The sequence below is a fragment of the Phormidesmis sp. 146-20 genome (assembly GCF_052939475.1).
In genome coordinates this window covers 254,349-280,485 of the sequence record NZ_JBJPHT010000001.1, presented here as the reverse complement: position 1 = coordinate 280,485, position 26,137 = coordinate 254,349, and the positions used below count along the sequence as shown (strand labels likewise).

At 48.1% G+C, this 26,137-nt stretch carries 15 protein-coding genes and 1 pseudogene; 6 read left to right on the top strand and 10 right to left on the bottom strand.

The annotated features are described in order from the left end of the window. Positions 1-155 precede the first annotated feature (155 nt). On the bottom strand, positions 156-971 hold the full coding sequence (locus tag ACKFKH_RS01290; RefSeq protein ID WP_446856410.1) for an acyl-CoA desaturase: 816 nt from the start codon (positions 969-971) through the stop codon (positions 156-158). Positions 972-1,164: 193 nt separating this feature from the next. Between ACKFKH_RS01290 and ACKFKH_RS01285 the strand changes: the two genes are divergently transcribed. Next, positions 1,165-2,400 carry a methionine gamma-lyase family protein gene (locus ACKFKH_RS01285; protein WP_446856409.1) on the top strand — a complete coding sequence of 412 codons (1,236 nt, stop codon included), beginning with the start codon at positions 1,165-1,167 and terminating at the stop codon, positions 2,398-2,400. A 624-nt stretch (positions 2,401-3,024) separates the two neighbouring features. After that, positions 3,025-5,763 (top strand): right-handed parallel beta-helix repeat-containing protein, encoded by a 2,739-nt coding sequence (locus ACKFKH_RS01280; protein WP_446856408.1) that lies wholly within the window; start codon positions 3,025-3,027, stop codon positions 5,761-5,763. Positions 5,764-6,027: 264 nt separating this feature from the next. On the opposite strand, the gene ACKFKH_RS01275 is transcribed toward ACKFKH_RS01280, so the two are convergent. Then, the gene (locus tag ACKFKH_RS01275; RefSeq protein WP_446856407.1) at positions 6,028-7,029 is read right to left on the bottom strand and encodes a PatU; all 1,002 of its coding nucleotides are present in this window, start codon (positions 7,027-7,029) and stop codon (positions 6,028-6,030) included. Between the two features lie 11 nt (positions 7,030-7,040). Next, on the bottom strand, positions 7,041-8,228 hold the full coding sequence (hetZ, locus tag ACKFKH_RS01270) for a heterocyst differentiation protein HetZ (protein WP_446856406.1): 1,188 nt from the start codon (positions 8,226-8,228) through the stop codon (positions 7,041-7,043). 88 nt (positions 8,229-8,316) lie between these two features. Here hetZ and ACKFKH_RS01265 point away from each other — a divergent pair, with 88 nt between their 5' ends. Further along, positions 8,317-8,799 (top strand): hypothetical protein, encoded by a 483-nt coding sequence (locus ACKFKH_RS01265; RefSeq protein WP_446856405.1) that lies wholly within the window; start codon positions 8,317-8,319, stop codon positions 8,797-8,799. 628 nt (positions 8,800-9,427) lie between these two features. Here ACKFKH_RS01265 and ACKFKH_RS01260 read toward each other — a convergent pair. The 4 genes from ACKFKH_RS01260 to ACKFKH_RS01245 form a co-directional block, all read right to left on the bottom strand. After that, entirely contained in the window at positions 9,428-10,858 is a 1,431-nt protein-coding gene (locus ACKFKH_RS01260) for an HlyD family efflux transporter periplasmic adaptor subunit (protein ID WP_446856404.1), read from the bottom strand. Beyond that, positions 10,855-13,773: a peptidase domain-containing ABC transporter gene (locus ACKFKH_RS01255; RefSeq protein ID WP_446856403.1), complete on the bottom strand. Its 2,919-nt coding sequence runs from the start codon at positions 13,771-13,773 to the stop codon at positions 10,855-10,857. Before ACKFKH_RS01255 ends, ACKFKH_RS01260 begins: the two co-directional genes overlap by 4 nt. 57 nt (positions 13,774-13,830) lie before the next feature. Then, positions 13,831-14,622: a peptidylprolyl isomerase gene (locus ACKFKH_RS01250; RefSeq protein WP_446856402.1), complete on the bottom strand. Its 792-nt coding sequence runs from the start codon at positions 14,620-14,622 to the stop codon at positions 13,831-13,833. 200 nt (positions 14,623-14,822) lie between these two features. Next, complete coding sequence (locus ACKFKH_RS01245; RefSeq protein WP_446856401.1) at positions 14,823-17,672, bottom strand: esterase-like activity of phytase family protein; 2,850 nt, start codon at positions 17,670-17,672, stop codon at positions 14,823-14,825. Between the two features lie 586 nt (positions 17,673-18,258). On the opposite strand from ACKFKH_RS01245, the gene ACKFKH_RS01240 reads away from it, so the two are divergent. Next, the gene (locus tag ACKFKH_RS01240; RefSeq protein ID WP_446856400.1) at positions 18,259-22,002 is read left to right on the top strand and encodes a hypothetical protein; all 3,744 of its coding nucleotides are present in this window, start codon (positions 18,259-18,261) and stop codon (positions 22,000-22,002) included. 96 nt (positions 22,003-22,098) lie between these two features. On the opposite strand, the gene ACKFKH_RS01235 is transcribed toward ACKFKH_RS01240, so the two are convergent. From ACKFKH_RS01235 to ACKFKH_RS01225, 3 genes and pseudogenes are all read right to left on the bottom strand, one after another. Next, positions 22,099-22,365, bottom strand: coding sequence for a chemotaxis protein CheW (locus ACKFKH_RS01235; RefSeq protein WP_446856399.1), 267 nt, complete (start codon positions 22,363-22,365; stop codon positions 22,099-22,101). A 237-nt stretch (positions 22,366-22,602) separates the two neighbouring features. Further along, positions 22,603-23,027 (bottom strand): annotated as a pseudogene (locus tag ACKFKH_RS01230) (hypothetical protein). A 152-nt stretch (positions 23,028-23,179) separates the two neighbouring features. Then, positions 23,180-23,476, bottom strand: coding sequence for a GNAT family N-acetyltransferase (locus tag ACKFKH_RS01225; RefSeq protein WP_446856398.1), 297 nt, complete (start codon positions 23,474-23,476; stop codon positions 23,180-23,182). 101 nt (positions 23,477-23,577) lie between these two features. Between ACKFKH_RS01225 and ACKFKH_RS01220 the strand changes: the two genes are divergently transcribed. Beyond that, positions 23,578-24,441, top strand: a complete 864-nt coding sequence (locus ACKFKH_RS01220; RefSeq protein WP_446856397.1) for a hypothetical protein — start codon at positions 23,578-23,580, stop codon at positions 24,439-24,441. A 504-nt stretch (positions 24,442-24,945) separates the two neighbouring features. Beyond that, a complete protein-coding gene (locus ACKFKH_RS01215; protein ID WP_446856396.1) occupies positions 24,946-26,061 on the top strand; it encodes a DUF1350 family protein in 1,116 nt (371 codons plus the stop codon). Positions 26,062-26,137: the final 76 nt, after the last annotated feature.

Here is a 26,137-nt window from a genome sequence, read left to right as displayed (position 1 = left end):
GATTTTATTTAGTTCACAATCTTTAACGTAGAGGCAATTTTCTCGCGTACCCAAAATTTTAGGGTGGTCAAAGATTGCCTCTACACTCAGTCATTAGTTCAAAAGTAGTTCAACAGTGCGATGGAAAATCGATCGCGATTCTCACAGGCCGCTTTCTACTCGTCGCCTGCCAGTTTGACCTTGGTTGCTAATCCCAAAGCTTGTAGCAGTTGGATCGTCATCCAGGTCATGTCGATTTCCCACCACTTGATGCCGTGACGAGCCGAAAATTGGTAAGCGTGGTGGTTGTTGTGCCAGCCTTCGCCATAGGTCAAGATCGCCACCCACCAGCAATTTTTGGAGTGATCGCCTGACTCATAAGTCTGATAACCAAACTTGTGTGTCGCGCTGTTGACAAACCAGGTGCAATGAAACACCGCCACCAGTCTGACAAACACGCCCCACACCACAAAGGGCCAACCACCCAGCAAATAAAGAATGATGCCTAAACCGATTTGAATCGGAAAGAAAAACTTTTGCAAAAAGAGATAAAACGGATCGTTAGCAATGTCTTTGGTGTATCGGCCAATTTCGTCTCTACAAGGAACTTCATAGAGCATCCAACCCATGTGGCTCCACCAGAAACCTTTGTTGGAATCGTGGGGATCAGCCGCTTGATCAGAATGTAAGTGGTGCATCCGGTGCATCCCAATCCAGTCGATCGGCGCACCCTGGCAAGAAAGCGCTCCACAAAACACCAAAAAATACTCCAACCATTTGGGAGTCTGAAAACTCCGATGTGTCACCAGACGATGAAATCCTAATGTAATCCCCAAACCACCTGTAACCCAGTGTAGAAAAACCGCTACACCCACGGCTGCCCAGCTAAAGTTGCTCGGCAAGAGCGCAAAGAGCGCCCCAATATGCACCGCAGCCATAAATAAAATGACGGGCATATCTAAGCGAAGTTGTTTTGAAGTTGCGACAGTCATGCAGTTGTCTCGATATTTTGAATACAGTGCCTATAGTCTGTGCGAAGAAGTGACCTGAATGGGAAGCGCTGTCGTCAAGGGGAGCAGGGCCGTATAATGAGTTCCCGATGTCTCCGATCTGGTGAACAGGCTGTCCAGGCAGGTTAAACCGACTCGCAAACTTCACTTTAGCGTTCTCACCCACAAAAGGCAGATGGATAGCTCGACAAAGCTGCGACAAGCAGAACAAGCACTGATCCCGATTTTTTCTGGTATTGACTCTCAGGTCAAGGAAAATCTGAAACGAGTTTTGGCGGCCTATCGAAATCATCGAGTCGGGGTGCATCATTTTTCTAGCGTTTCGGGTTATGGACACGACGATTTGGGGCGGCAGGTTTTGGATCGCGTCTTTGCCGAAATTGTGGGCGCAGAAGCAGCCGCAGTCAGAGTTCAGTTTGTTTCGGGAACTCATGCGATCGCGTCCGCCTTATATGGTGTTCTACGTCCAGGGGACGAAATGTTAGCGGTGGCGGGGGCCCCCTATGACACGTTAGAAGAAGTGATCGGCTTGCGGGGCACGGGGCAAGGGTCGCTTAAGGAATTTGGGATTGACTATCGACAGTTGGACTTGACCCCAGAGGGCACCATCGATTGGCATCGATTAAAACATGCGATCAATCCCAATACTCGTTTGGTGTCGATTCAGCGATCGTGCGGCTATTCCTGGCGACCCAGTTTGTCGATTTCTGACATCGAAAAAATTGTTTACATCGTCAAACAGCAAAATCCTCAGACGGTCTGCTTTGTTGATAACTGCTATGGCGAATTTGTCGAAGATCGAGAACCAACGGCGGTAGGGGCTGATCTAATGGCGGGATCGCTGATCAAAAATCCAGGGGGCACGATCGTCACCGCAGGCGGCTATGTGGCTGGTCGGGCCGATCTGGTTGAGGCAGCCGCCTGTCGGTTGACGGCTCCGGGGATTGGCAGCTTTGGTGGAGCAACCTTTGATCAAAATCGGCTGCTCTTTCAGGGACTTTTTCTCGCGCCTCAGATGGTCGGTGAAGCGGTGAAGGGCAACCATTTGACGGCTTACGTGTTTGAGCAGTTGGGCTATCTGGTAAATCCTCGACCGATGGAACCTCGCAGAGACGTGATTCAGGCGATCAAGCTGGGTTCACCCGAAAAGATTATTGCGTTCTGTCGATCAATTCAGCAAAATTCGCCGATCGGTTCCTATCTCGATCCGGTTCCTGGCGAAATGCATGGCTACGAGAGCGAACTGGTGATGGCAGGGGGCACCTTTATCGACGGCAGCACTTCAGAATTTTCGGCGGATGGGCCACTAAGAGATCCGTATGTTGTTTTCTGTCAGGGTGGGACTCACTGGACTCACATCGCCATCGCATTAGAAGCGGCGATCGAGGCAGTTGGGCAACCCGATCGTTAAATTTTGACTTTTTAGAAGCGAGTTAAACAGGCTATTTGAGGCTGGCTTTGTCAGTAAATAGTCGGATATCTTCCTGATTATATAAGGTGTCGATCGCTGCATTTGCTTACGTGCCAAAAATTAGGGGCATGATTGCTTAAGTGTCGATCGTGCTTCCACCAGTCCTCGACCTTGGTCAACTTTATTTTCTTAAATAGCATCTCAGTGATTCGCGGGTATACTTTTGATAGTTCTTGCTAAAGTCACGTAGTGGTGTCTCTGTTGACGCAGTTCGCCGCCAGGTTAAACAGTATTTTCACGGATACATCAACTCAGTCAAAAGGCGGCTTAAGAAAAAATACATAAAAAATACATAGTAGGAGGCAACGTTGGGCACCTCTCAAAGTTTGTTGGCTGAGTTGAAAAATTCTCAAGCTTTAAGAAACAGAAGAGGTCTTGCTTCAACTCAGTTTTAGGCAGCTTCTAACTTCTCGACAGCTAATTGCCTGCATGAATTTTTGTGGAACAGCGTTTTGGACAGGCGTTTGAGGAACCCTGTTTGTGACCACTCAACTCTGTAACTCGATCGCGCTTTATTCAAGCACTCTTCTAAACATCCTTCTAAGCATTGTGTGAGGATTCTCAATGTCACCATTTACCCGACATATCACTCTAATCTCCTGGGGACTGATCGCCCTTGCACCCGCTGCGGCAGCCCAGACCCCAACTCAATCCGTGTCGCCCCACAAAGCCTTTGAGCGGGCATTCTACGTTAACGAGGTGTGGAAGCATCCCGCTTTTGAGACAGTCAAGCCCAGCAAGCCTGCTCCAGAATCTGTTGAAGCGATCAAACCCAAAACGACGGATGTCTCTAAGGTCGCCCAAACCGCTACGCCTCCTGTAGCTCCTCCCACTGCCACACTTCCCCCGCCCCCTGTGCCCACGTTCTCGCCTCGAATCGGGGTTCGCTACAACAGTCAAGGCGCAGGAATCAATCAGGTGGTTGGCGTTGAAGGCTTTATTCCCCTGTCGCAAACGCCTGCTCAGCGGATCACATTCTTGGAAGGACGTGCGCTTTACGACACCGAAAATCGCGCCTTTGGTGGCAACTTTCTCGTCGGCTACCGTGCCTTAAATCCTCAAAACCAGCGCATTTTGGGCGGCTACTTGGCCTATGACAATCGCGACACAGGCAACAGCTTCTTTCATCAACTGGGTGCAGGCGTTGAAACTTTGGGTGAAGACTGGGATGCGCGAGCGAATGTTTATGTGCCGATCGGGACGACGCGCAATCAGCTAGGAGAAGCATATCGTGGCGCGACCTTTCAGCAAAACTCACTGGTTCTCGATCGCTTTCGTCAATATGAAGCGGGACTGGCTGGGGTGGATGTGGAGTATGGGCGCAAGCTGACCAACCTCGGACAAAGTGGCTCTCTGCGCGGCTATGCGGGATTGTATTACTACGCAGGCAATGAGGGCGATGATGCGTTGGGGGGGCGAGTGCGGTTGGCGGCAAAGATCAATGAGTTTGCGGCGATCGGCTTCACCGTTCAGCACGATTCTCTATTTGACACGAGAGCGTTTGTCAATGTGGAACTGAGTTTCCCTGGAAATGCAGCGCGAGGAGAAGACCGCAATCCGACGATCGTGTCTCGGTTGGGCAGTTCTGTCGAGCGGACGATGAGTGTCACTGTAGATGAACAGCAAGATCGCGATCGCGTAATTGCTTTGGCACCCGGAACTAATCAGCCTTTGCAAGTGGTTCACGTTGAGTTGGGAACGGCGGGCGGAAACGGGACGGTCGAGAGTCCGTTTGGGACGGTCAATCAAGCTTTAAATTCAGCCTCGAATGGGGTGGTGTACGTGCGTTCTGGCACTAATCCTGGAGTTGCAGGGTTTACAGTCCCAGCGGGTGTCAGCGTGTTGTCTAATGCGGTGCCCCAAACTGTTAGAACGGCCCAGAGCGATCGTGTCCTTCTCCCTCAGTCGGGGAGCGGAGTTTTGCCAAATGTGACGAGTACGATTACGCTCGGTAGCGATTCAGCGTTGTCTGGTTTTCGGATCACGCCTGATACTGGGTCAGCGATCGCTGCAAACAACGTTTCAGGAAATGTCTCGATTACCGATAACGTGATTCCAACTATGAATGGCGTTGCTCCAGGAATCAGCGTTGAAAATGACTCAGTGCCCGTCAATCTTACGATCGCTCGTAACACCATCACGGATACCAGAGCCGAAGGCATTTTTGTTAGAAGCCGAGGAACCGCACAAACTACAGCAACGGTAACTGATAATTCAACGGCTGATACGATCGCATCGGGAATCAAAATCTTCACGCTCGATGACGCTCAGTTAAACGCTAACGTTGCCAACAATACCGTCACTACAAATCAATCAACAATCGGTCAAGATGGTGCAATTCGCATCGGAACTTTTAACAACGGACGAGTTGAAGTGACCGTCGCTAACAATATGATTCGAGACAACGAAAGTAATGGGTTGTTTATCGGATCAGAAGATACTTCGATCGTGCGTGCCAACATTCTCAACAACACTGCGACAAATAACTTGGGGATTGGTTTATTTTTTGGAGCAAGACAATCGAGCAAAGAAATTGGCTTCATCTCTGGCAACACCGTTTCGCGCAACCGACTTAATCCCAACATTGATCCGCCTGGATTCCCCAGTGGACATGGCATCTTTGTCGGCGCACAAGAACGAGCCGAGAACATCACCACGATTTCTAACAACACGGCGATCAACAACGAACAAAACGGAATCTTTGCCTTTGTCGCCAATCAGGGTAAAGGAACCTTCAACATTCTCAACAACACAGCCAACAACAATCGCCGGAATGGAATCGAAGTCAACGTTGGCTTGAATCCGCCCCCTCCACCGCCCAATCCGATTATTCTGCCTCCGCCGCCTGTCGGGACAGTTCAAGGCGTTGCGATCGTCAATAACAATACGGCGATCGGCAATGTGGGCGAAGGCCCTCCAGGACAAGAAGGCGGCGGCATCATCGTGGTGGCTTTTAACAACGCAGCGCTTCAGATCTCAATGCAGGGCAACCAACTTCGCGGCAATGCAACGTTTACCAACGGATTTGCCGGGATTGGGATGGTCAGTTTGGACAATGCCCGCCTCTTTGCTAATGTCCGATTTAATACGTTTGCGCAAAATGCCGCCCCCGGCTTCAATGCTCAATCTACCGGAAGCAGCGGGGTCTGTCTCAAGTTAAACAACAACACCAGTGACAGTCCGCTCATTGTGGGACGAGGAACTGGGACAACCTTCCAGGCTGACACGCTGGGGAATGCTGGCCCGCCTGTGATTCAGTCGGGGTTGCCAATTAGCGCGATCGGAGACTGTGTAGTTCCGTAAGCTTTGGACTTTAGACTTTGGGCCGAAAAGCATTTAGAGCCTTTAGTCTTGAGTCCTCTTTTCTGCTCCTCAAACACAGCACAAAAAAAGTTGAACACAAACGATCGTGGTTCAACTCAATGAATATTATTCAACGGACTAATCCATTACTTGAGAAACGGTAAAGGGTGAACCACAACTGACCACGGCATCTACTTTGCACCTGGAGGACTAGAATGCTTCACCTGATTGAGAAAACATTCACCCTTTACCGTCCGTTATTTTTTATCCCACGCTCATCGGAGAAATCGCAAAAACAAGCTTGTCTTGTTCACCTAGCTGTACTTCTAATGGGTAGGTTTTATTGGGAGATAAATCCCGTAACTCTAGATTGAGACGGCCTGCATCCGGACGATCGGCTAAGGCTTGCCATTCTTCACCCTGCAACTGTAGGCTGCCACCACAAGGGAGATCTGCTTCTACCTTGAGCCGCACCGATCCTTGACTGAGTTGATATTCAGCCTGCAAGGTCAGCAGCCCTTGATCGGTTAGCCATTGTCGATCGACTTTGGGTTGACTGGGTGTGACGGTTAGCGTCAGAGACCCCAAAATTTCACGGACTGCCATCATCGACAAGGCCATTTGTTGAGGCTCGATCGCATCGTCAAAGCTAGTGGGTAGGTCAGTTTCGGGTAAGAGCGTCCCCGCAGAACGGGCCGGAGCCACTGTGACTAATCTAGCGACATCGTTAAGCAGTTGAGTCTGCCCTGGAAACAGAGCATCCACCGCCTTGACGAGTTTTGCCCCCTCGCGCAAAGAAGACAAAACCACCGCTTCACACCGTTCTAAAAGCTGCACCAAAACGGTTTCGGGCAGGGCAACAGGCAGACTGAGATTGCGGAGTTGAGCCATCCACAATGAGGCTGTTGAGAACACAGGACTGGTGACGCTCGCTGGTTCCGATCGGTAGTCAGAAATTTCTTTCTCCCACGGAAACAGCGGCGGCTTTTGTTGAATTTCAATTTGAAGGCGACGTTTCAGCAGCGCATGAAAACGGTCTTGCACAGCAGGTATCTCTCCCGGTTTTAGTAACATATCCTCCTTGAAGAGGTTGGGTTGGCTCGACTCAGAGACCTCCGATGTAAAGTCTTGTGAATGAGTTGCGTCTTCTGCGAGGTCGGCAAGGATCAGGGGATCAATGCTTTCGAGATCGGCAGGATTCGTCAAACCCAGTTCTTGCAATAACTTCAGGTAACTTCTTTGTTTAGCCTCTGAGTCGTAATCCATTTGATAACACCCTATTCATCAGGAGTTGAACTTCCTCCGGAATCTTGGTCATTACGAATTTCCCAAGCGATTTCCAGAAGTTTATACCACTGTTTTTGGACTTGATTGACCGTACAACCCAGCGATTGCGCGATCGTAGCATCGGTTGCCCGTTCCTGCTTCAGCTTCAACAATTCGCCTTGCTGAGTCGTGATTTTGTCGTGTAGCGTCTGCCACTGTCGATTTGATAGTCCCAGATTGCGCTCCAGGTCAGCCTCTAGCCACTGATGCACCAGTTCCCAATTGCTGGAGAAGGCAAATCGAATCAGGTGATATTTAAATCGCTGCTGAAGATAATCGCGCTGACGAGACGTTAGCCCCAAAATTTGCTCGATTTCGTTGGCGGGCAGATCTCTCAGACGCAGCGTAAAGTAGTCAATACAATCATTTTGCTTGCGTTCTTCGAGATAGGCAATCAACTCTTTGATCACCGTCTGCCGCAGCGTGTCTTCTTCAATTTCTGGCTCTTGAGCCACCATCTGCTCACGAACCTGCTGAATCGAGGCCACATTCCAGGGCGTTTCGGACTCTGACAGTGTGCCCTCGGCTGCCCGTTCCATATCAACCAGGGTCTCGGAAGGCTGCTGTTGAGAAAAGGTTTGTGCTCTGAGAATGATCAATTGCTGGTTACGGTTGCCGGGAAGGGGGATTCGCCGTTTGCCGTAGCGCTCAGAAAACGCCATGTACTCAGCTAGATCTAGCAGTGATTTGGGCGTATACATCGAGCCGACCTGCGTTTCTCGACGAAAAGCGGTGAGGGCTTCGACATAGAAGCCTTGTAAAAAGTCTTCGATCAGTGTCAATCGAGCTTGATAGCTGGACTGACTTTGGATGGGATTGATATAGCGATAAACGACCGCGCTGAGGTTGCTGTGTAGCTCTACCCGACCACGCCGAGATCCGAGTCGGTAGTAGCCCAAACATTGCTCTAGCCGATGCCGAGCCAGCGCCGTTGCCCAAGCGTCTGCTTCTCCGGAGGCTTGAATGCGTTTGCTTTCAGAGCAGATTCTGACCACCTCTTGGGTCAAGCGATCGGCAACATCACGGCAATTTTGCTCAGAGGCAGTGGTTGCTTGTTGCAGTTCGCTCAACAGAAGTTCAAAGATGGCATCCACGCTCTGGCAGACATCCCCCACGATTTCTAGTGTCTTACAAATCAATTGCTTACTCTCAATTTGGTTTTGACGAGGTATCGATCACAATGAATGTAGGTAGAAGAAACCCCTGAAATTTAGATGGATTGGTGAAATGGATCTAGACCAACAAATTCAGGCACTCATCAAGGGTGCGCCGCAGGATGGAAATACGCCTCAGCTGATTGAGTCGATCGCTCCTGTGCTTAAGTTGCTGGCTGGTCGCTTGCGTCATCTGGAGTATTACGTGATGCAAACGCTAGATAACGATTGGGTGATGTTTACTTTGAGCCATCGTACCCAAACGGAAGTAGAGAAGAACGTGATTTACGCTTTCCCGACGCTCAAAGACGTGTCCGCAGGTTCCTTTTCCCGCTCTGATCCCAACCTGATTGCGCTACCTGTTCCGGTCGTAGACATTCTGTTTCAAATGTTGGCGATGAATACGATCTTCAGCACCATTTTTTTTGAAACACCGGGGAATGTGACGATCGGGACAGAGATTCAACGAGGTGAGCTAGAGCAATTAATCCATCAATATTGGCAAAGTTCGGTAGATGCTGCTTCTCAAACGAATATTCCGAGTGATATTGCTTGAGTGATTTCTGGTAGATTGCAGCACTGAGATGCTTAAGTTGGGACTGTAGGGTTTGGCAAGTTGTGGATTTAAGTTTCCACAGGTTTAAAGTTTCAGTTCCAACTCCTTAAGTTGAATTTTTGATGGCAACCGCTGATTTGTGATTTCGCTTCTGATTGTACCGAGTAATTACGGAGTTATTCGCAAGTTAACTAATTCAAACAGAATTATTAAACAAATTGATGCTTAGTTCATGAAATCTTTACGTAAAAGCTCCTGCTGTGTGACGGAGATCACGATGTGATTTGAAGTTAATATCAATTAAAACGTGATTGCGTTAAATTCGTAGAATTAACTAATCATTAGGCAAAAAAACAAGATTTTTTCAGCAATTTGACGGTTATTTCAATTATTTAATACAAATGACGTAACATCTTTCTGTAAATTTACTCTATTCCCTTTTAAAACACTTACGTATTGCACAATTTACCCATTTCTTCTAATTAAGAACTTTTTAGAAATTAGATCGCCAAACTGTTTAGCAATCAGTAAAAACAACTGCGTGAATTCTAAACATTGGACTCTAGGTTCTAAAGATTGGACATGGGACATTGGCGATCGTCTAAAGTCTTCGGTCTCCATCTTTTCTTTAACGAGCAGATTTTACGCTCTCGACTTTTTGCAGCATTCCATCAAGGAGGATGTTGATCACGGGGCGCTGACGCACTTTAATATTGACCGTCAACGACATGCCCGACTGGAGCGGAATAGTACGACCTTGGATGGTGAGCGATTGTTGATCGAGGCGAATCGTCGCTGGAAAGCTGTAAAACGGACGAATCTGAGTCGGGGGCAGCACATCAGAGCCGATCGCCACTAACTGCCCTTTGATGTCGCCAAACTCGTTGAACGGGAAGGAATCGATTCTCACGTCCACGGGCATTCCTTCTTTGACAAACCCGATGTCCTGGTTGGTGATGAAAATTTTGGCGGTGAGCGCGTTGTTGGGCACGACTTTGAGAATCGGCTCGGTCGAGCTAACGACAAATCCCGGATTAGCTGCTTTGAGGTCGAATATTGTGCCGTCGGCGGGGGCGCGAAGTTCTTGATACTTTAAGGTGACTTGAGTTTGGCTGAGTTGACCATCGATTTCAGTAATTTTCTTTTGGTTTTCGACGATCGCTTTATTTAACTGACTGTCAATTTCGGCAATTTTCTTTTCGTTGTCTGTAATTTTTACCCATATATCCTGAGTCGAGAGGGCGATCGTATTTTTGAGGCGTTGATCAGACTGAGCGATCGCCAGCTTTAGACGCTCCTCTTCCTGTATGAGTTGAGTCACTTCGGCTTGATTGGTTCTCAGTTCTTGCTGCTGTTTGAGAAACTGAATCCGAGAAATGCCGCCTTCTTTGGCGACGGGTTCAAGGTCGCGGTTGATTCCCTGGTTAATTGCTGCAATATCTTGGGCGCTGGCAAGTCTAGTCTGAGTTTGTTGAAGCTGACGTTTTAGCTGTTCGGTTTCGAGTTGTGCAGTTGCCGTTCGAGATGTTTTTTCTTGCTGACTGGCGCGCAAACGCAGTTGTTGGTCGGCGGTTAGATTGCTTGATGAATCGTTGAGTTGCGATCGATAGAGTTGATTTTCTGACACCAATCCCAAGCGATTTTTGGTCAACGCTGCTAATTCTGGCGACCTCACTGTTTCGTCTATTTGGGTCATGGAACCTGCGATTGCTGCTTGATAAAACTGCTTTTCTTGGATCAATCCAGTCCGAATTTTTTGTAATGAAGTTAGCTGTGCCTGTGCGCTAGTGGAATCTAACGTCAGGAGCAAATCTCCCTGGTTTACCGACTGACCTTCTTTGACATAGACCGCCTTCACCACGCCATTTACAGGAGCTTGAATTTCTTTAACTGACCCTTGAGGTTCGAGTTTTCCGGTCGCGGGAATGGCTTCCTCAACTTTGGCCACACCGGCCCAGACCAAACTAAATGTGGTGACACTGACAATGCCCCAAACGATCGCACGCGAGAGGAAGGGCGATCGCTGTAAAATAACAGGCTGATCAAATTGAATCGTCATACACTAGCGGCCTCCTGCTGTTGGTAAAGGCAAAAATATCGACCTTTGAGTGAAATTAAGTCGGCATGAGTGCCCTGCTCGGCAACCAAACCTTGATCGAGTAAAAGAATGTTGTCTGCGTTGCGAATGGTGCTGAGACGATGGGTAATAAAAAAGACGGTGCGACCTCTAAAAGCCTGTGCCAGATTGAGACAGACTTGACGTTCTGATTCGTAATCTAGGGCGCTGGTGGCTTCGTCGAGAATGAGTAAGCGGGGATTTTGAAGAATGGTACGAGCGATCGCAATCCGTTGTCGTTGGCCACCCGATAGTGATGATCCGCGTTCACCGACTCTAGTGTTGTAGCCATTCGCCAGATCCATAATAAAGTCATGCGCGGCCGCAATCTTTGCAGCGTTAATAATTTCTTCGGCGGTTGCGTCTGGATAATTCAACGCAATGTTTTCTTGAATGGTGCCCTCAAATAATAAAGTGTCTTGCGGAACGATTCCAATCTGTCGTCTGAGTGAGTAAAGCTCAACTTTGTTAATATCGTATTGGTCGATGAGAATGCGACCCGACTCCAGTGGATAGAGACGCGGTAACAGCTTCATCAAGGTACTTTTGCCCGATCCACTTTGCCCCACCACGCCGACAAATGAGCCTGCCGGAAATTCTAAACTGACATTGTTTAATTGAAGTGGCCCCGTCGGATTAAAGCGAAATGACACATTTTCATATTTGACGGTGCCCTGAATGACTGGCATAGGAATATTTTGGCGATCGACCTCCGTCGCTTCGAGCGGCGTATCTAAAATGTCGCTGAGACGCTCTAAAGACAGGGCGGTTTCCTGGAAGTTTTGCCAAAGTTGAGTGAGACGCAGTAGTGGACTTGTGACGTAGCCTGCAATGATCCGAAAGGCAATCAATTGACCCAGTGTAATTTGCCCCTGTAGCACCAGATAAGCGCCCACCCACAGCACGAGCAAACCTGACAGTTGATTGAGAAAATTACTTGTAGAACTGGCTGCCGTAAAGGTGAGAACCGTCTTAAACCCAGCACTCACGTAACGGGCGTATCGTTCTTGCCACTGCCAGCGAGATCGCAGTTCGATATTTTGAGCCTTCACCGTCTGAATGCCGGACAGCACCTCGACCAGATGCGATTGGGCTTCGGCGTTTCGTTCGGCTTTGACGCGCAGTTGACGACGCACGATCGGAGACGTAATTGCGGTTAATGCTGCAAATAAAGGTAACGTGGCTAAAGCCACTAGTGTTAATAGCCAGCTATAAATAAACATCACAACGATGTATATCACAGAGAACACGGCATCTAACACAACGGTTAACGCGGTTCCGGTTAGAAATTGACGGATATTTTCTAGCTCGTTGATTCGGGTGGCTAACTCTCCGACAGGTCGCCGCTCAAAATATCGCAACGGTAATCGCAACAGATGATCGATGATTTCAGAACCCAACGCTAAATCAATTCGATTAGTTGTATCAACAAAGAGATAAGTCCGTAAACTGGTAAGAATTCCTTCAAAGACGGCAATAACGATTAGAAAGACACCCAATACCTGCAACGTATCGGCACTATTTTGCACTAACACTTTATCGATAATTACCTGAGTCATTAACGGATTTGCTAAACCGAATAGCTGAACGAAAAAGGACGCAACAAAAACCTCAATTAGAATACGACGATATTTGTATAGCGAAGGTAAAAACCAACTTAAGCCAAACTTCCCTGTAGGCGCGCTTTTCGTCGGTTGTAATAGCAGAACTTCGATCGTTTCAGACGGCTCTAAATCTGATGCTAAATCTTCTGGTTTTCGTCGCAAAATTCCCGCTTCTGGAACACCTAAAACGATGGTTTTTTGAGTGACTTCATACAGCACTGCAAAATCACGCCACTGCACGATCGCGGGTGTCTGAAGTCGTCCGATCGCGCTCACGGGCACTTTTACCAATTGGGCTTGCAGTCCGAGCAATTCAGCAACGGCTCCACAGTGCATCAGAGACAATTTTCCAGTGCGATCTTTCTGATTAGACAGTACCCGCCGCACGCCATCACGTCGAAAAGGAAGTCTCAAATGCTGACTCAACATCTGAAAACAAGCGATCGCCGACTCCAAATCACCGTGACCTCGGACGTGAGGATACTTCTGCTTAACGGAAGCTAGATCAGGTTCAGGGGGGCGATCGGGCGCGTAGGGAATTTCTTCAAGCAATGGGGGCGTTGAGACAATTGGAGCGGCTGAAGGGGCAAGCAGGGCGCTGGGAAAGCCGATGAGACGCAGATTGGATCTATTGGGAGTGATACGATCGCCGATCGCCTGATCTGGAGACGTAGGTTTGCTGCTAATTAGCCAGGTGTAGGAGTCGTTTGAGGTCTGCGGCGTGTGAACGACTGCCTGTAGGTAAAAAATTAGAGCGAGTTCTTTAAGGGTTTTGGCTCCTGTTTGTTGTAAAAATAATTCGCTGTCTGCGCGGCGTTGAAGTTCGATAGTCAGTAGGTCGAATACTTCGATGATAGAAGGACGATTGTAAAAGTAATCAGAAACTTTGGATTCTTGTTTCAGTAATGTTAAAAAAGCTGCAATGGGAAGCGTAATGCAAATTGTTTCAGTGGAAGCGATCGCAGTTTCACAAGCAATTCCTCTGATCCAACTCACCCATCCCAGAATAGCACCGGGCTGTGACCGTTCTAGCGTAATGGGTTCGTGAAAATCGTGCCCTAGCAAACGTACTTGTCCTTCAAACAAAATCGAAATTTGACCGGGCATTTGTTCTCGCGTCAAAATCACCTGTCCCATCCGGTAGCGCAATAACTGCGTTTGGTTGGCAAGGGTGGCGATCGCGGCTTCTGAAAGTTGATCAAAAGGCGCAAGCGTTGCGAGAAAATTTTGGGTGCTGCTGGTCGTGTAGGTCATGAAGAGGTGAGGAGTCAGGAGTGAGGGGTGAGGAGTCAGGAGGCACCATTTAGAAGCTCAAAGTTCGGAGTTTAAGGTCAATTCCTCGTTGATTTTGGTTTGTAGCCAGCTTTCGTAGAGTTCGGTGAGGAGGCGGTGACGCATGGAGTCGTCGAGCTGGGCGGGGAGAAATTTTTCGAGGCGGACGATAACAATCCAATCATTGAGGCGGGTGGGAGGAAGAAGCTGTCCGGGTTGGCTGGCTGACAGCATTTTGGCGAGAATGGGATGCGGCGTACTTAGCTCCATTGGGCCGATTAGTCCGCTGGTTTGGGCTTCTTGACCTTGAGAGTATTCACGGGCGAGTTCTGGAAAGGTTTGCTCTCCGTCTTGAATGCGGAAAAAAAGCTCTTGCGCTACCCCTGCATCACTGACGCGAATCAGAGAATAAATCACTTTGTCGAGTTGGGTTTTGCGCTGTAGAAAATGGGATTCTAAGTGATTGCCCCAAGTTGCTTGCTTAAATTTTTCGACTTTAAAATTGCGTGTGATGAGTTGTTCGAGTTGGCTAGGCGTTAGATGATTTTGCTGTAACCAGGACTGACGATCGCTCTCCGCAACAATCTGATGTTGTTCATAAAACTGCTGACGGGCGGCGATCGTTTCCTCAAAGCTGCACGTTAAGGAAGCGATCGCTGAGTCAACGCTCAACTCACGTAATAGCTGCGGCAACAATCGATACTGCGTGAGTAATGCTAGAAGCTTTGAAGGTGCGATCGTTCCTTGTCGAAGCTGCTCTAAAGTGGATTGCTCCGTCATTTCAGAGATTAATAAACGAGAAGATCCGTTCGCTTGTAAGCTTGCAGTCATGATAGTTGCTGGTAACAGAGTTGTTAACCTGGAATTCCCTGATGCAATTGTGACCGTATTCGGAGACAAAAAAGGTTGTGATGAGGTTAACGTGACATTATCAATTGTTTACTATCACTTCTACAATCTCTTTAGCATTAAAAATCTGTAGAAATGCTAGACAGAACATCCCTACAGATAGTGCTATTTTTTCGTTACATTTAGACGATCGTAACGGCGTTAGGCTGTGTCCATTTCAGCGTTGCCAGCAGATCATCGCCACTGCTAACCAGGGTATCCAATCCACTTGCAGTCACATTCAATACAGCGTTGGCAGATAAACCGCTACCGCGACTGATGCGATCGTTAGAACCAAATCCAACAATCGTCACCGATCCCATTCCGGCATCCAAAACGAATCGATCGTTGCCGCTTCCGGTATAAACGGTGTCATTCCCTGTACCAGATGCGATCGTATTGTTGCCTTGACCTCCATAGATTAGATCGTCTCCTGCACCTGTGTTAATCGTGTCATTCCCGGAGCCAGCGTAAATGAGATCTTTACCATTCCCAGTCGTGACTCGATTATTACCTTCGCCAGCGTAGATTTTGTTGTTGCCGTTGCTGAGATTGAAGGTGTCATTTTGTGATCCTCCATAGGCAATATCGTTGCCGTCACCAGTATTGAAGACATCATTACCGCCGCCACCAAAAAGTGTGTTGTTCCCGTTCCCTGCAACAAACAACTCATCTTTTGCAGTGCCATACAGTTTGTTGTCTCCGTCGCCTCCCTCAATTAATGTGGTTGGCAATCCCACACCTGCCAGACCAACCTGTGGGTCGAGGTTTAAGGACTGATCAAGGGTGAGTAGAATGCTCTCATTGTTATCGATCGCTGGAGGTCTGCCAATCGAAAATGGATAGTTATTATCATTGGCAACGAGAATAGTATTCGCATCAATGACCAAAACATCCTCGATCGTTTGGAAGGGAAATCTAAAGGTGGTGCTGCCGTCTTGATTCAGATCATGGGGGTCTTGAATATTCAGCAGGTTAGCCACTTCTTCTTTAGCCACAAACCCATTGGCATCTTTTTTTGACAGATCCACTTTGAAGATCTTCTTAAATTGAGCCGCTGCGCCCTGAGCGTTATCACGTTCGATCACCAAATATTCAGTGGCATTGATCACGGTGAAATCGCCGATCGCATTGCTGGCTGATTCTAACTGATAGTAGCCGACCAACCCTTTGAACTGCTTGGAGGCAACATCAAATTCGTGAATCCGCAGCGCATTCTCAGGATCGCCTACCACAAAGCCTTCGAGCAACGGATAGAGCGTCAAGCGATCGGGACTCACAGCCATTCCCTCAAAGCCTCTCGAACCGCCAAGGTTAGCTAGTTTCGTGCCTGCCAAAACATCGGGATTGTCGGGCGATCGCACCAAATCAGCCACCACTTGATCGCGCACTTTGTCACCCGTGCCGGGAAAATCGGTAAAGTAAGCATCGACCCCCAATTGAAGGAATTGTCTAAATTCAGCTTCAGGGTTGCCATTGTAGTTGGCAGCTAGATAGCGCGCCTCGTTGCGGAAGGTGTAGGGATGCACCTGTAAGCCTGCTGCGTGAGCATCTTTGACTAGAGAAGTCGGAGGCAGGGTGGTTTTGTCTGCGTCGTTCACGGCTCCATCTGCGTTCACGTCATCGGCTTGACCGTCCCCATTGGCATCCATGCCTTTGACCGAGACAATCATCCGCTTCCAGGGGCCAATTCCGTCGGCATAGGTAGCGATTTCTTTGAGACCATCGGGCGATCGCAGGTCAGCATAGGTGCGTGGGTCACCACTGACGACGAAATCGTAGGGTTTGATTTCAATCAGCGATCCGTCGAGTCTCACATCTTCTGCGTCGAGAAGCTGAACCAGCGGCACATCAATTAGCTGATTTAGCTTTTTGAGATTGCCCACCTCAAAGGACTGAATGAAAACGGGGGAATCTTTTTTGTCCCAGCCATTTTCTTTGAGAATTGCGACTAGAGGTTCTTCGAGCGCCAACGATTGGGGCCCAGGGGTCACAGTCGAAACGTAGGTCGGCTTGCTGAAATAAGTGGGGTGTTTGGTTTCGGGATAAATGCCGATCGTCCGCCCAGTTTCAGCACTTTTGCGCTTTGCCAGATCAATCACTTCTTGCAATGTCGGAACTTCAAACAAACCATTAAAAGACTGATCCCGGAATGGTAATCTTTCTATCGCTCGTAGCGTTTTAATTTCTGCTAACGTGAAGTCTTCAGTAAACCATCCAGTGACCGCAGCCCCATCAATCATTTTGGTAGTCTTGCGATTCGCAAACTCAGGACGATTAGCGACATCCGTGGTGCCAGAAATCTCATTCTCGTGCCGTGCGATTAAGATTCCATCTTTGGTTGAAACTACGTCAGGTTCAATGAAGTCAGCACCTTGCTCGATCGCTAATTCATAGCTTGCCAAGGTGTGTTCTGGACGCAATCCACTTGCGCCTCGGTGACCCAAAACGAGTGGCGTTTGTCCGTTGAGTGTATTGAGCTTAAAGAAGTTGGGCGTGGGAACAGGCGCATCGAGCAGCTTGCCGCTGGTGTCAAAGTGGAGCAAGTAAGGGCCGAATTCATCCCCAATCCAGATCGTTCCGTCCGCATCAAATACAAAAGATTCAATATCAAAATCGGCTCCTGTTAGCAACCGTTCTGACGTGTCGTTGTTGGTGAGTTTGAACGGTGCTTTCTGGTCAGGATCAGACAGTTGAATAAAATCTAAAACTTTAACACTGCCGTCACCGCTGCCTACTTCTCGAAAATTAGGATCGATGCGGTAGATTCTCAGCAAGAAGTCCGAGCTATTTCCCTTTGCTCCAAACCCGTTGTCAGGCATAAACCAGAGAGTCTCTTTGTCTGCAAATTGGACGGCGCTAAACCCCTGTACAGGCTGCCCTGAAAATGGAGAAGGACGATTTGTAGAAACGACATCTTTACCCGCCTGAGGCCCAGGCGCAAACGTGTCAGCAGGAAGTGAAGCGAATCCTTTAAGGGTTGCGTTTGACATATTTTTAGGAATGGTAATGCGATCGATGGGACTCCGAAAAGCAAACTGATTCCCTTCACCAGACGATTGAGTGAAGCGTTGAATTGAGAAAAACCAGGTTTAGTATCGTAGATGTCGATCGTGAATCCAAGTTCGCTAGAAGACATTGAGTATAAGATTTCGTAAAGGATACCGAGATTTTGCGGAGTGTTGCGAATTGTATTAGTTAATAGCCCGCTGCTTACCTGGCATTAATTAAATTAATCACTTCAGGAATCACGATCGCCAGGAGCTAATTTTTGTAAATCATCTCTATGTGACAGTTTTTGTGACAGTTGAGAAAATGGGTGATTGATCCTGCTACCAGAAGAGGCGCTCCGATAGAGTGAAGCGCAAGTGGTTATACCAAATTCACTAGTTACTGATACAGATCCTCGCCCCCTAAATCCCCCAGTTTGGGGGACTTTGAAACGGCTTGCCTGATAGGTTTTTTCAAATCTGAGAGATAGAAATCGGTTAATTAACTGATTTTTATGAGTATCATTTGTTGGTTGATTTGGTATTAGCCGTTAGTAATTTGCCATTCAACCTTGTTTAGAAGCGTCCTATGACCTCTTCTCCTCGCCCCATCACCGTCGATCTAGATGCCAATCATCCCAATCTGTTAAACGGGTTAGAAGCCTGGTTGCAGCTTGATTTACTGACCGATCGACAAGTTCAGTCGTTGAGCCGTCTTTATTTAATTTGTGCTTTGCCAGACGTTTTGGTGGCTCCCGTTGTCAGAGAAGCCATCTCTTCAAGTGACCCGTCGGAAGTCTCAGTCACGGACTTTATCACAACGATTCCTAGAGAGCAGCGTTCTCAACCTGGGCCGGCTCCGAGCAATTTTTTGACTCGATTTTTGCAGTCCTTCATGGCAGAACTCAGCGTCGTTTGGCTGCTGGTGTTGGGCGTGTTTATGGTGATTGTGTCTTCGGCGGTGCTGGCGGCGAGTCAGTGGCAAAACTTTCCGCCTGTGGGTCAGTATCTTGTGCTGTTGGCTTACACCTTGAGCTTTTGGGGTGTCTCAACCTGGGCGGGTCGTCAAGAAAATTTGCGGCTGACAGCCTCGACGCTACAAATCATCGCGCTATTGTTGGTTCCGGTTAATTTTTGGGCGATCGACCGGTTTCTCCTTCAGTCTTTTCAGCTTCAGAATGGGGTAACGGCAGCAATTGCAGGTTTGATTCTCACAGCAATCACATTTCCACTATTTAAAAGTTCGTTACTCTCTGCTAGTGCCGTCGAAAAAACACGATCGCTGCTCTGTTATTTGGGACTCAGCTATTTACAAAGCGGTTGGGAATTCGCACAATTTCCGATTTTAGCGATTTATCTTGCTGCGGTTGGGCTAACGATCGCACGTCCTCGATCGTCGTCCAAATTACTGTCACTGCTTGGGTTTGCCTTAGCGCTTCTCTTGATCCGGGCGGTGTTTATTGTTGGTGTGGATGTTGCTCAGTTGGGTCTGGCGTTTGGAATTTGTGGCTGGCTGACGGCTCGATTTGCTCAACAAACAGAACGATCGCGGCGATCGTGGTCACTCAGCAGTGGATTGCTTGGTTTGGGCTGGTTAGTGTCTGTCGGCAGTGTGCCCTGGCAGGCGCTGGTCGTGAGCGCGATCGGGCTATGGGTTTGTGTAGAACGGCTGCGTCGATTTTGGCGGCGATTTGAGGTCGTGGGACTGGTCGCGATCGCGCTACAAATGTCCTGGTTACTTTGGCGCTTGATTCCTCCGACAACTCAGGTACAGATTGTTGAATTTTCTACGCGCCTGACTGAAACTCAAGGAATCCCAGCAGCATTGTTAGGATTGATTTTATTTCCCTACGTGCCTATCACGCTAGCATTGTCAGAATGGTTGCACCAGCAGCAGAAACCAGCCTTAGAAAAACTCGCTGCCAGAATTGCATTAGCGTTGGGAATTTTGTTCACTGGGCTGAGTGCATTTGTGCCCCTGACCCAAACCTGCAATTTATTCTTATCGACTATCACGCTGGTATGCGTTACCTGGCGCTGTCGTTCTCGTTCAGCCTATGATTCTTTAGTTCATTTCACTCATCTCACTGGGTTATTTACAATTCTATCTGCGATTCACTATTGGTTTCCAGATTTAGACCAGAGCCATTGGGCAGGAGTCTTGCTCGTGTTCACGATAGCAGAGTGGGTTTTTAGCGTAACCGTTCAAACTGTATTGCAGAAAAGCGCCTGGTATGTTGGATTCGGCTTTGCGGCTGCATCCTATACGCTGTTATTAGAGAAAGCTCCACCAATTTTATCAACCAGTTGGTTAGTGATTCCTTTAGCGTTAACTGGAATTGCCGTTCGATTCTCAGACAGACGACGAATTGCAAGCTGCATCAGCACGATCGCGCTTCTGGCGGTTCAGTTTCTTACCTTACAATCTCCAGAAATAGGACTCTTTAGCTTGGGGTTAGCAGCCTTATTGACGGTCGTAAACTCACGCTGTTTGCTCCAACTCGAAGCGGCTCAGATCGCAATTGGATTTAGCTTAACGTTTATCAGTTGGCTGCTTTGGCATTGGGTGCCGGGAATGCGAGAAGCAGAAAGTTGGCTTTTGGTGGGTGCGATCGCGGCCACTGTACTTTGGCAACTGCGTCGCATCTTTCAAACTCGAACCTCACAAATTCTTGCCCTTTATGCAACTGCCAGCGATGGGTGGGCCCTGTTTCTCTGTGCAGGGGTTTTGATTGGTTCAACGGTTCATGCGATCGCACTTTACGCAGCGCTTACTTCGCCCTCCCTGGTTGTCCTGGCAGCAATTTTCCTCGTGACAGCCGCCAGCACCCGCACCTGGCAAACCCGCTCAGAGCTATCATTTTGGGTCATCGGACTGGGCTTAGAGTTACTAGTTGCCGAAAGCCTGGCCTGGGCAGAACCCTCCATTCCCTATCTGAGCATTATCAACGTCGGATTAGGATTGGCGACTCAAGTGGTGGGCGATCGACGGCAGACAAATGGATTTTGGGGTTGGCATGGATTGCCTTTGGTCTACGGTAGCTTTGCGCTGCTCCTGCGTCTGCAAACCTTTGAGTCTTGGACGGGCATGATTTCTCTGGGTGTGGCGCTGATTGCCATTGGAGTCGGTCGCCGCCTTCCGACGCTTAAACCACTGACTTATTTGGGCGCGATCGGCATCTCTCTATCGGCTTATGAACTGCTCTTTTATCAAATTCAGGCATTAGATTGGAGCGATCGCTTAATGGCTATGGCAACCCTTGGTGCCGTTCTGATGGTGCTCTACAGATGGCTATTTCCGCTGTGGTCAAACTACTTTCGATTAAGTCTTGCCGAAGTGAAACAACTGGCTCATCTTCACTGGGGAATGAGTAGCCTTATTTTAATCGGAGCGGCTGTTCTCACATTACTCGTCCCCACTCCTGGAACTTTAGCGCTAATTGGTTTTACAACAGGAATGATCCTATCGCTGTATGCCATTTTTCAGGCACGACGACACCCTAGCCTCACAACAGCCGAATTTTGGCTCTACGCAGGTCTCTTAGAAGCCGCAGGATTAGCCTGGTATCTCAGCACAAAACCCTGGTTTAGCGGAATTTTTAGCAGCGTTTTCCGTCCTTATGCGGGGGCACTTACGGCGATCGCTGCCTTCTTGATCTTCGTGACTCCGTGGGATCGGTTGGGTTGGGCAAAGCGCCCCTGGCAGAGGGTTTCGTTGGCGGTTCCTCTTTTGGTGCTGGTGGGAACGGCAGCGATCATACAGCCGCTCAGTCTGATTGTTACAGGCGTTTTCTATAGTTTAGTTGCTTCCATTCGTCGAGAAGTGCGCTGGACTTATCTCAGCGTTGGCTTACTAAATTGGTTAGTTTTGAGTCAATTAAATCGGCTGAATGTTGATTTGTTGTTCTGGCAGGTGCTACCGGTCGGGGTCTCAATTTTGTACTTTGCTTACATTGAGCCATCTTTTCAGCAATCAGACAAGCATGAATCTCGCCACTATGTTCGGATTTGTGGAGCGGGTTTAATTTGCATTGTTGCTTTGTTTACTCAAGAGAACTATGGTATTCTTCCGGGCATTGTCAGTTTGATTGCGATTTTTGCTGGATTGGGACTAAAGACCCGTGCATTTCTGTATGTCGGAACGGCTGTCTTTTTGCTTAATGTATTCAATCAGCTTGTGATTTTAGCTACGGTCTACTCATTCCTCAAGTGGGTAATTGGTCTGTGTATTGGAATTCTCCTAATCTGGGTGGCTGCTAACTTTGAAACCCGTCGAGAGCAAGTCACAACCTTGATGCAAAACTGGCTTTCTCAGCTACAGGAATGGCAGTGATGAGGAAGGAGACTTGAAGAACTTGTAGGGTAGCACTTCTCACTACCCTTTTAGTATCATTTCCCTAAATAACTTTGAACTAGAGAGTTTGTCACTCTACTGAGTGATTAGTCCTTTTGCAAACAGTGTAGATGGATCAAGAATGTACAGCGATCGCTCTTGATAAGGCACTGTTCCTTGAAGATAGTCAACGGGCACGGACTCGATCGCATTTGAGATCTTGGACAATTCGCGTGGATTTAACAAAAACATGGTATCTCGAATTCCATCAACCACGATACCAACCACAAGGCTATTAACCTCGATGACCATAACTTTAGCAGGACTAACAAACGTCTTTAATGGCTGACTTAACAACTCCATAATATTCTTACCGGCCAGAACAAGTCTTCAATTGATCGAATCCGTGCAACAATGATCGGTGCAACCGAATTTTTAATTAAACCTCCCCACCCTCCAGAATTGTTGAAACTTGTTAAGAAGCATTTGGATTTGAAGGGCGAGACTAACTCAGCTTCCACATCATAGTTATTAGGTTCATACATTTGAGTTAGGTCAAGGCTCCTCTTTTGAGGGTTCCTGAAAAATCAGAGATGAAACCTAACCTAACTCCAAACTGGTGACACCAAAAATACGATCGCTCTCTACGTCTGGAATCCGACCATGATACATGCGGACACAGGTAAACACAGGCTGTAGTCGGTACTTTTGAATTAGAGACGCGATCGCTGGATTCACATCAGGTAGATCAATGAAGACAGGTTGATTTGCAACATGACCGATCAAAGCACGAAAATACAATCCGCAATGTCAACGTGATCAGCAAACAAAGCCCCAATTTTGAAACCTTGACGACAGGGACGTAACACGCCATATCCCACCAAGCGACCGCTGGACAACACTCCGTAGGCGGCTCCTTCTCGGACAGAAATCCAGGGTTTTAGAAAGTGAGGACGACTGGCTAAAAAGAGTTCGGCATCATAACGGACAAGCTCTGAGAACGGCACATTGATTAATGGAGTCATTTCATCAGATGGAACGGGTGCAGATCCTTGTGCATGGCTCGACGCTTGATAAACATGACGAACATGACGATAAGCTGGGATAAACTCAAGGCGGCGATAAGTGGCTTCTCGATCGACCACTCCATCCAGTCCAATCCAGCGCTGAGACGGCTCTAATCTTGTAGATAATTGCTGCCCGCAGCTTGCCAAATCTGTTGCCCGTAGCCCCGTTTCCGCCACTCTGGTTTGACAATGTATAGACCGATGAATGCGAAGGTGCGATCGTAACAAACCGCCGAAATACAGCCGATCATTTCTCCATTCATCTCTGCCTTGAGAAAGCCTGCGGGATCTGCTGCATAAAACGCGATCGCGTCCTCAAGTCCCGGATTCCAGCCTTCCAGAGCAGCCCAATCTAACGCCAATTGCACATCCGCCAGCGACATCGATCGCACCGTCAGATCATTCATTCCTGCCTCCAAAACAGATTACCCGCATGGGCACTGTAGAAGTTTAGGAAAATTAGCAGAATTTGAGAAGTACAGCCTACACCCAATTCTCAAAGGAACCCATGATAGAAGTCTCAACCCTGGAACTCTTGGTCAAGCGAATTGCTCCTAAAATGGCATTACCTCCCGCAGCGCAATCGGTCGCGCGTCGCGTCGTTCAAGGCTACTTTTTGACAATCTCTAACCTCGAAGCCAAAGATCTGAGATATCGATTAGAGTTTCGCATCAGTTTGCCTGACAGTCCCGCGGATATGGATGCGGTCGATCGCATTCTAGAAGGCAACACCTTTTTGATCTACGACATTGCTGGGTTTAACAACATCTTGACGCTCAATCGCATTGGCATGACGGGTCGATATGTGAGCCAGGAGTTTATTATTCCTGCTCAAAAAACGGCTTCTGTCGAACTGCTACCTGATGTCACCAAGTTTGCCAGTTTGCCTGATCCCCAGTTAGAAATTCGCGGCTATGTGTCGCTGTCGTTGCCTCGCGATTTTTCGGGTTCGACTCCGTTTGAAAAACTGATTGGCAGACCCCAACTGCCTCAGCCCGCCAAAGTGCTACTCAATGCTGAAATTCGCGGCACGTTTTTGCCCAACGATTTCCCCAGCAATCCCAACAGTGCTGACTTTGACCAAATCAACTACTCTCTAACATTGGCAAGCGGCAAAGCGCTCAATCTGGTGCCCTCTGAGCCTTCTAGACTGTTGGTGCCCGGTAGTGCAGTCGGGATCGAAGTCACATCTGAAATCCCCAGTCTGCCCCCTGCCAATGGAAACGGAACCGACTCCGCAAATCTTGTGTCAATGCTGGCTGCAATGTTATCTAATGGCAATGGTAACGGAAGTGGAAATGGGAACGAAATTGAAACCTTAAATCAATCGTTCGCCGAGCTAAATCTACCGCTGAGAATGTCTGCGCTCTAAGTTATTAAATCCTTCATGGGGGAACTTTGAACCAAAACTTATGGCTTGAAGTTCTCCCTAACTAGAGGGTTTGATTAGACGACGTGATCAATAACGCAGTCAACGACTTTATTGAATTTACAACAATTCGCGTTGAAGCCTCGATCGACGTAAGTTCGACAAAGTTTTCTGCTTCGGTTTCAGGTGCTTCTGCCTCCCAACCCTACCGTGTATACACAAGTCGTCGCTTCGTTTCAGGCGGCTTCAGCCCCCTAAATCCCCCATTCTGGGGGACTTTGACAAAGGAAAGATTTCCAAAGTTCAGAGCTATGACGACGGCTCAAAGTCCCCCATTTTTGGGAGATTTAGGGGGCGAAAGATCTCAGCAATGACAGATCGATCAACTTGTGCGTACACGGCAAAACCCCCAACCTGGGGGACTTTCAGACAGGATTTTTGGTTCAAAGTCCCTTACAAGTGCGGAATTTGAGGGACAACTTGATGCACCCAAAGTAAAGCATTGCGTTGAGTTCATCGTCGAATTCTCCTGAGAAACGATCGCTGCCCACAATCACACTTCACACTTCCCGTCCTTTCTCTCTTTCCTTCACCGTCATGAATGCAGAATTTTGCTTTCGGCCGCTTTCTTTTAGCTGGGTTGCAATTCATCCTCAACCGAGGGGCGTAGTACAGTTTATGGGAGGCGCTTTTTTTGGCACGTTTCCCACACTGTTTTACCGATACTTGCTTAGACGTGTCTATGAGGCAGGTTATACAGTGATTGCGCTGCCGTTTCGGTTTAGCTTTCGGCATTGGCCGCTGGCGGTAGGTCTGCTCAAAGAACAGGATGAACTGCGGCGAGAAATTGCGCTGACGGCTCAACAGTTGGGCTACGAATGTGACCTTTATCAAGACAAAACTCGCTACTTTTGGATGGGTCACAGTCTCGGCTGCAAATACATTGCACTACTAGAATTTTTGAGCGACGATCGCTGGCCTTCTCTTCTAGAAACCTGTACGGATGCTCGTCAAGTTGAGCAACTCAAACACGCCATTGCTGACCTTCGCCCCGATACCGTTTCGATCAAGGGACAACCCTCACTTTTGCTGGCACCCGATATCTCAAATACCGAGAGTGCGATTCCGATTCGGGCGCTGGCTCAACTGCTTGATCGCCTTCAATTATGTGTATTACCTACGCGCAAACAGACCCAATGTTTGATTGCTCAAAGTGATTTATTTAATTTGACGGGCTTGATCTCTTTTGATCGCGACACCATTGCTGGAAGTGTTGCCAATCCTGGACAAAAACCATACACCGAGAATGATGTTTTGTGGTTACTAAATCAACTTAAGCAACGGGCTTTTCCACTACTCCATCAAGAGCTTTTGGGTAAACATCTCGAACCTGTGGGCGTGAAAATTGGATCATTCATCGTGGATCTCAATCCCTTTGATAAGTTTGTCAAGAGAATTAGCGATCGTCCCCTCGAAGATAATGTTCTTCAATTTCTAAAAGAGTTGCAGCAACGCCAACAAGCTCCTAACCTGGCTTCAAATGTTCAAAGCTTAGAGGGCAATAATAGTATAAAAAATAGTATAAAAATTCCAGTGTCAGCCGTCTCTATTTCACAAGACTGAAAGATGTTTTGTATTGAAATCTACCAATCGGATGTTATTTGTGGCTGGGCTGTCATGATTTAGTGAACAACATACT

Bases quoted from the DNA above. Each gene is read 5' to 3' on its own strand.
- ACKFKH_RS01265 (WP_446856405.1), top strand. From the start codon at position 8,317: ATGGATCTAGACCAACAAATTCAGGCACTCATCAAGGGTGCGCCGCAG.
- ACKFKH_RS01225 (WP_446856398.1), bottom strand. From the start codon at position 23,476: ATGAATGATCTGACGGTGCGATCGATGTCGCTGGCGGATGTGCAATTG.
- ACKFKH_RS01260 (WP_446856404.1), bottom strand. From the start codon at position 10,858: ATGACGATTCAATTTGATCAGCCTGTTATTTTACAGCGATCGCCCTTC.
- ACKFKH_RS01220 (WP_446856397.1), top strand. From the start codon at position 23,578: ATGATAGAAGTCTCAACCCTGGAACTCTTGGTCAAGCGAATTGCTCCT.
- ACKFKH_RS01235 (WP_446856399.1), bottom strand. From the start codon at position 22,365: ATGGAGTTGTTAAGTCAGCCATTAAAGACGTTTGTTAGTCCTGCTAAA.
- ACKFKH_RS01285 (WP_446856409.1), top strand. From the start codon at position 1,165: ATGGATAGCTCGACAAAGCTGCGACAAGCAGAACAAGCACTGATCCCG.
- ACKFKH_RS01280 (WP_446856408.1), top strand. From the start codon at position 3,025: ATGTCACCATTTACCCGACATATCACTCTAATCTCCTGGGGACTGATC.
- ACKFKH_RS01240 (WP_446856400.1), top strand. From the start codon at position 18,259: ATGACCTCTTCTCCTCGCCCCATCACCGTCGATCTAGATGCCAATCAT.
- ACKFKH_RS01290 (WP_446856410.1), bottom strand. From the start codon at position 971: ATGACTGTCGCAACTTCAAAACAACTTCGCTTAGATATGCCCGTCATT.
- ACKFKH_RS01250 (WP_446856402.1), bottom strand. From the start codon at position 14,622: ATGACTGCAAGCTTACAAGCGAACGGATCTTCTCGTTTATTAATCTCT.
- ACKFKH_RS01245 (WP_446856401.1), bottom strand. From the start codon at position 17,672: ATGTCAAACGCAACCCTTAAAGGATTCGCTTCACTTCCTGCTGACACG.
- ACKFKH_RS01275 (WP_446856407.1), bottom strand. From the start codon at position 7,029: ATGGATTACGACTCAGAGGCTAAACAAAGAAGTTACCTGAAGTTATTG.
- ACKFKH_RS01255 (WP_446856403.1), bottom strand. From the start codon at position 13,773: ATGACCTACACGACCAGCAGCACCCAAAATTTTCTCGCAACGCTTGCG.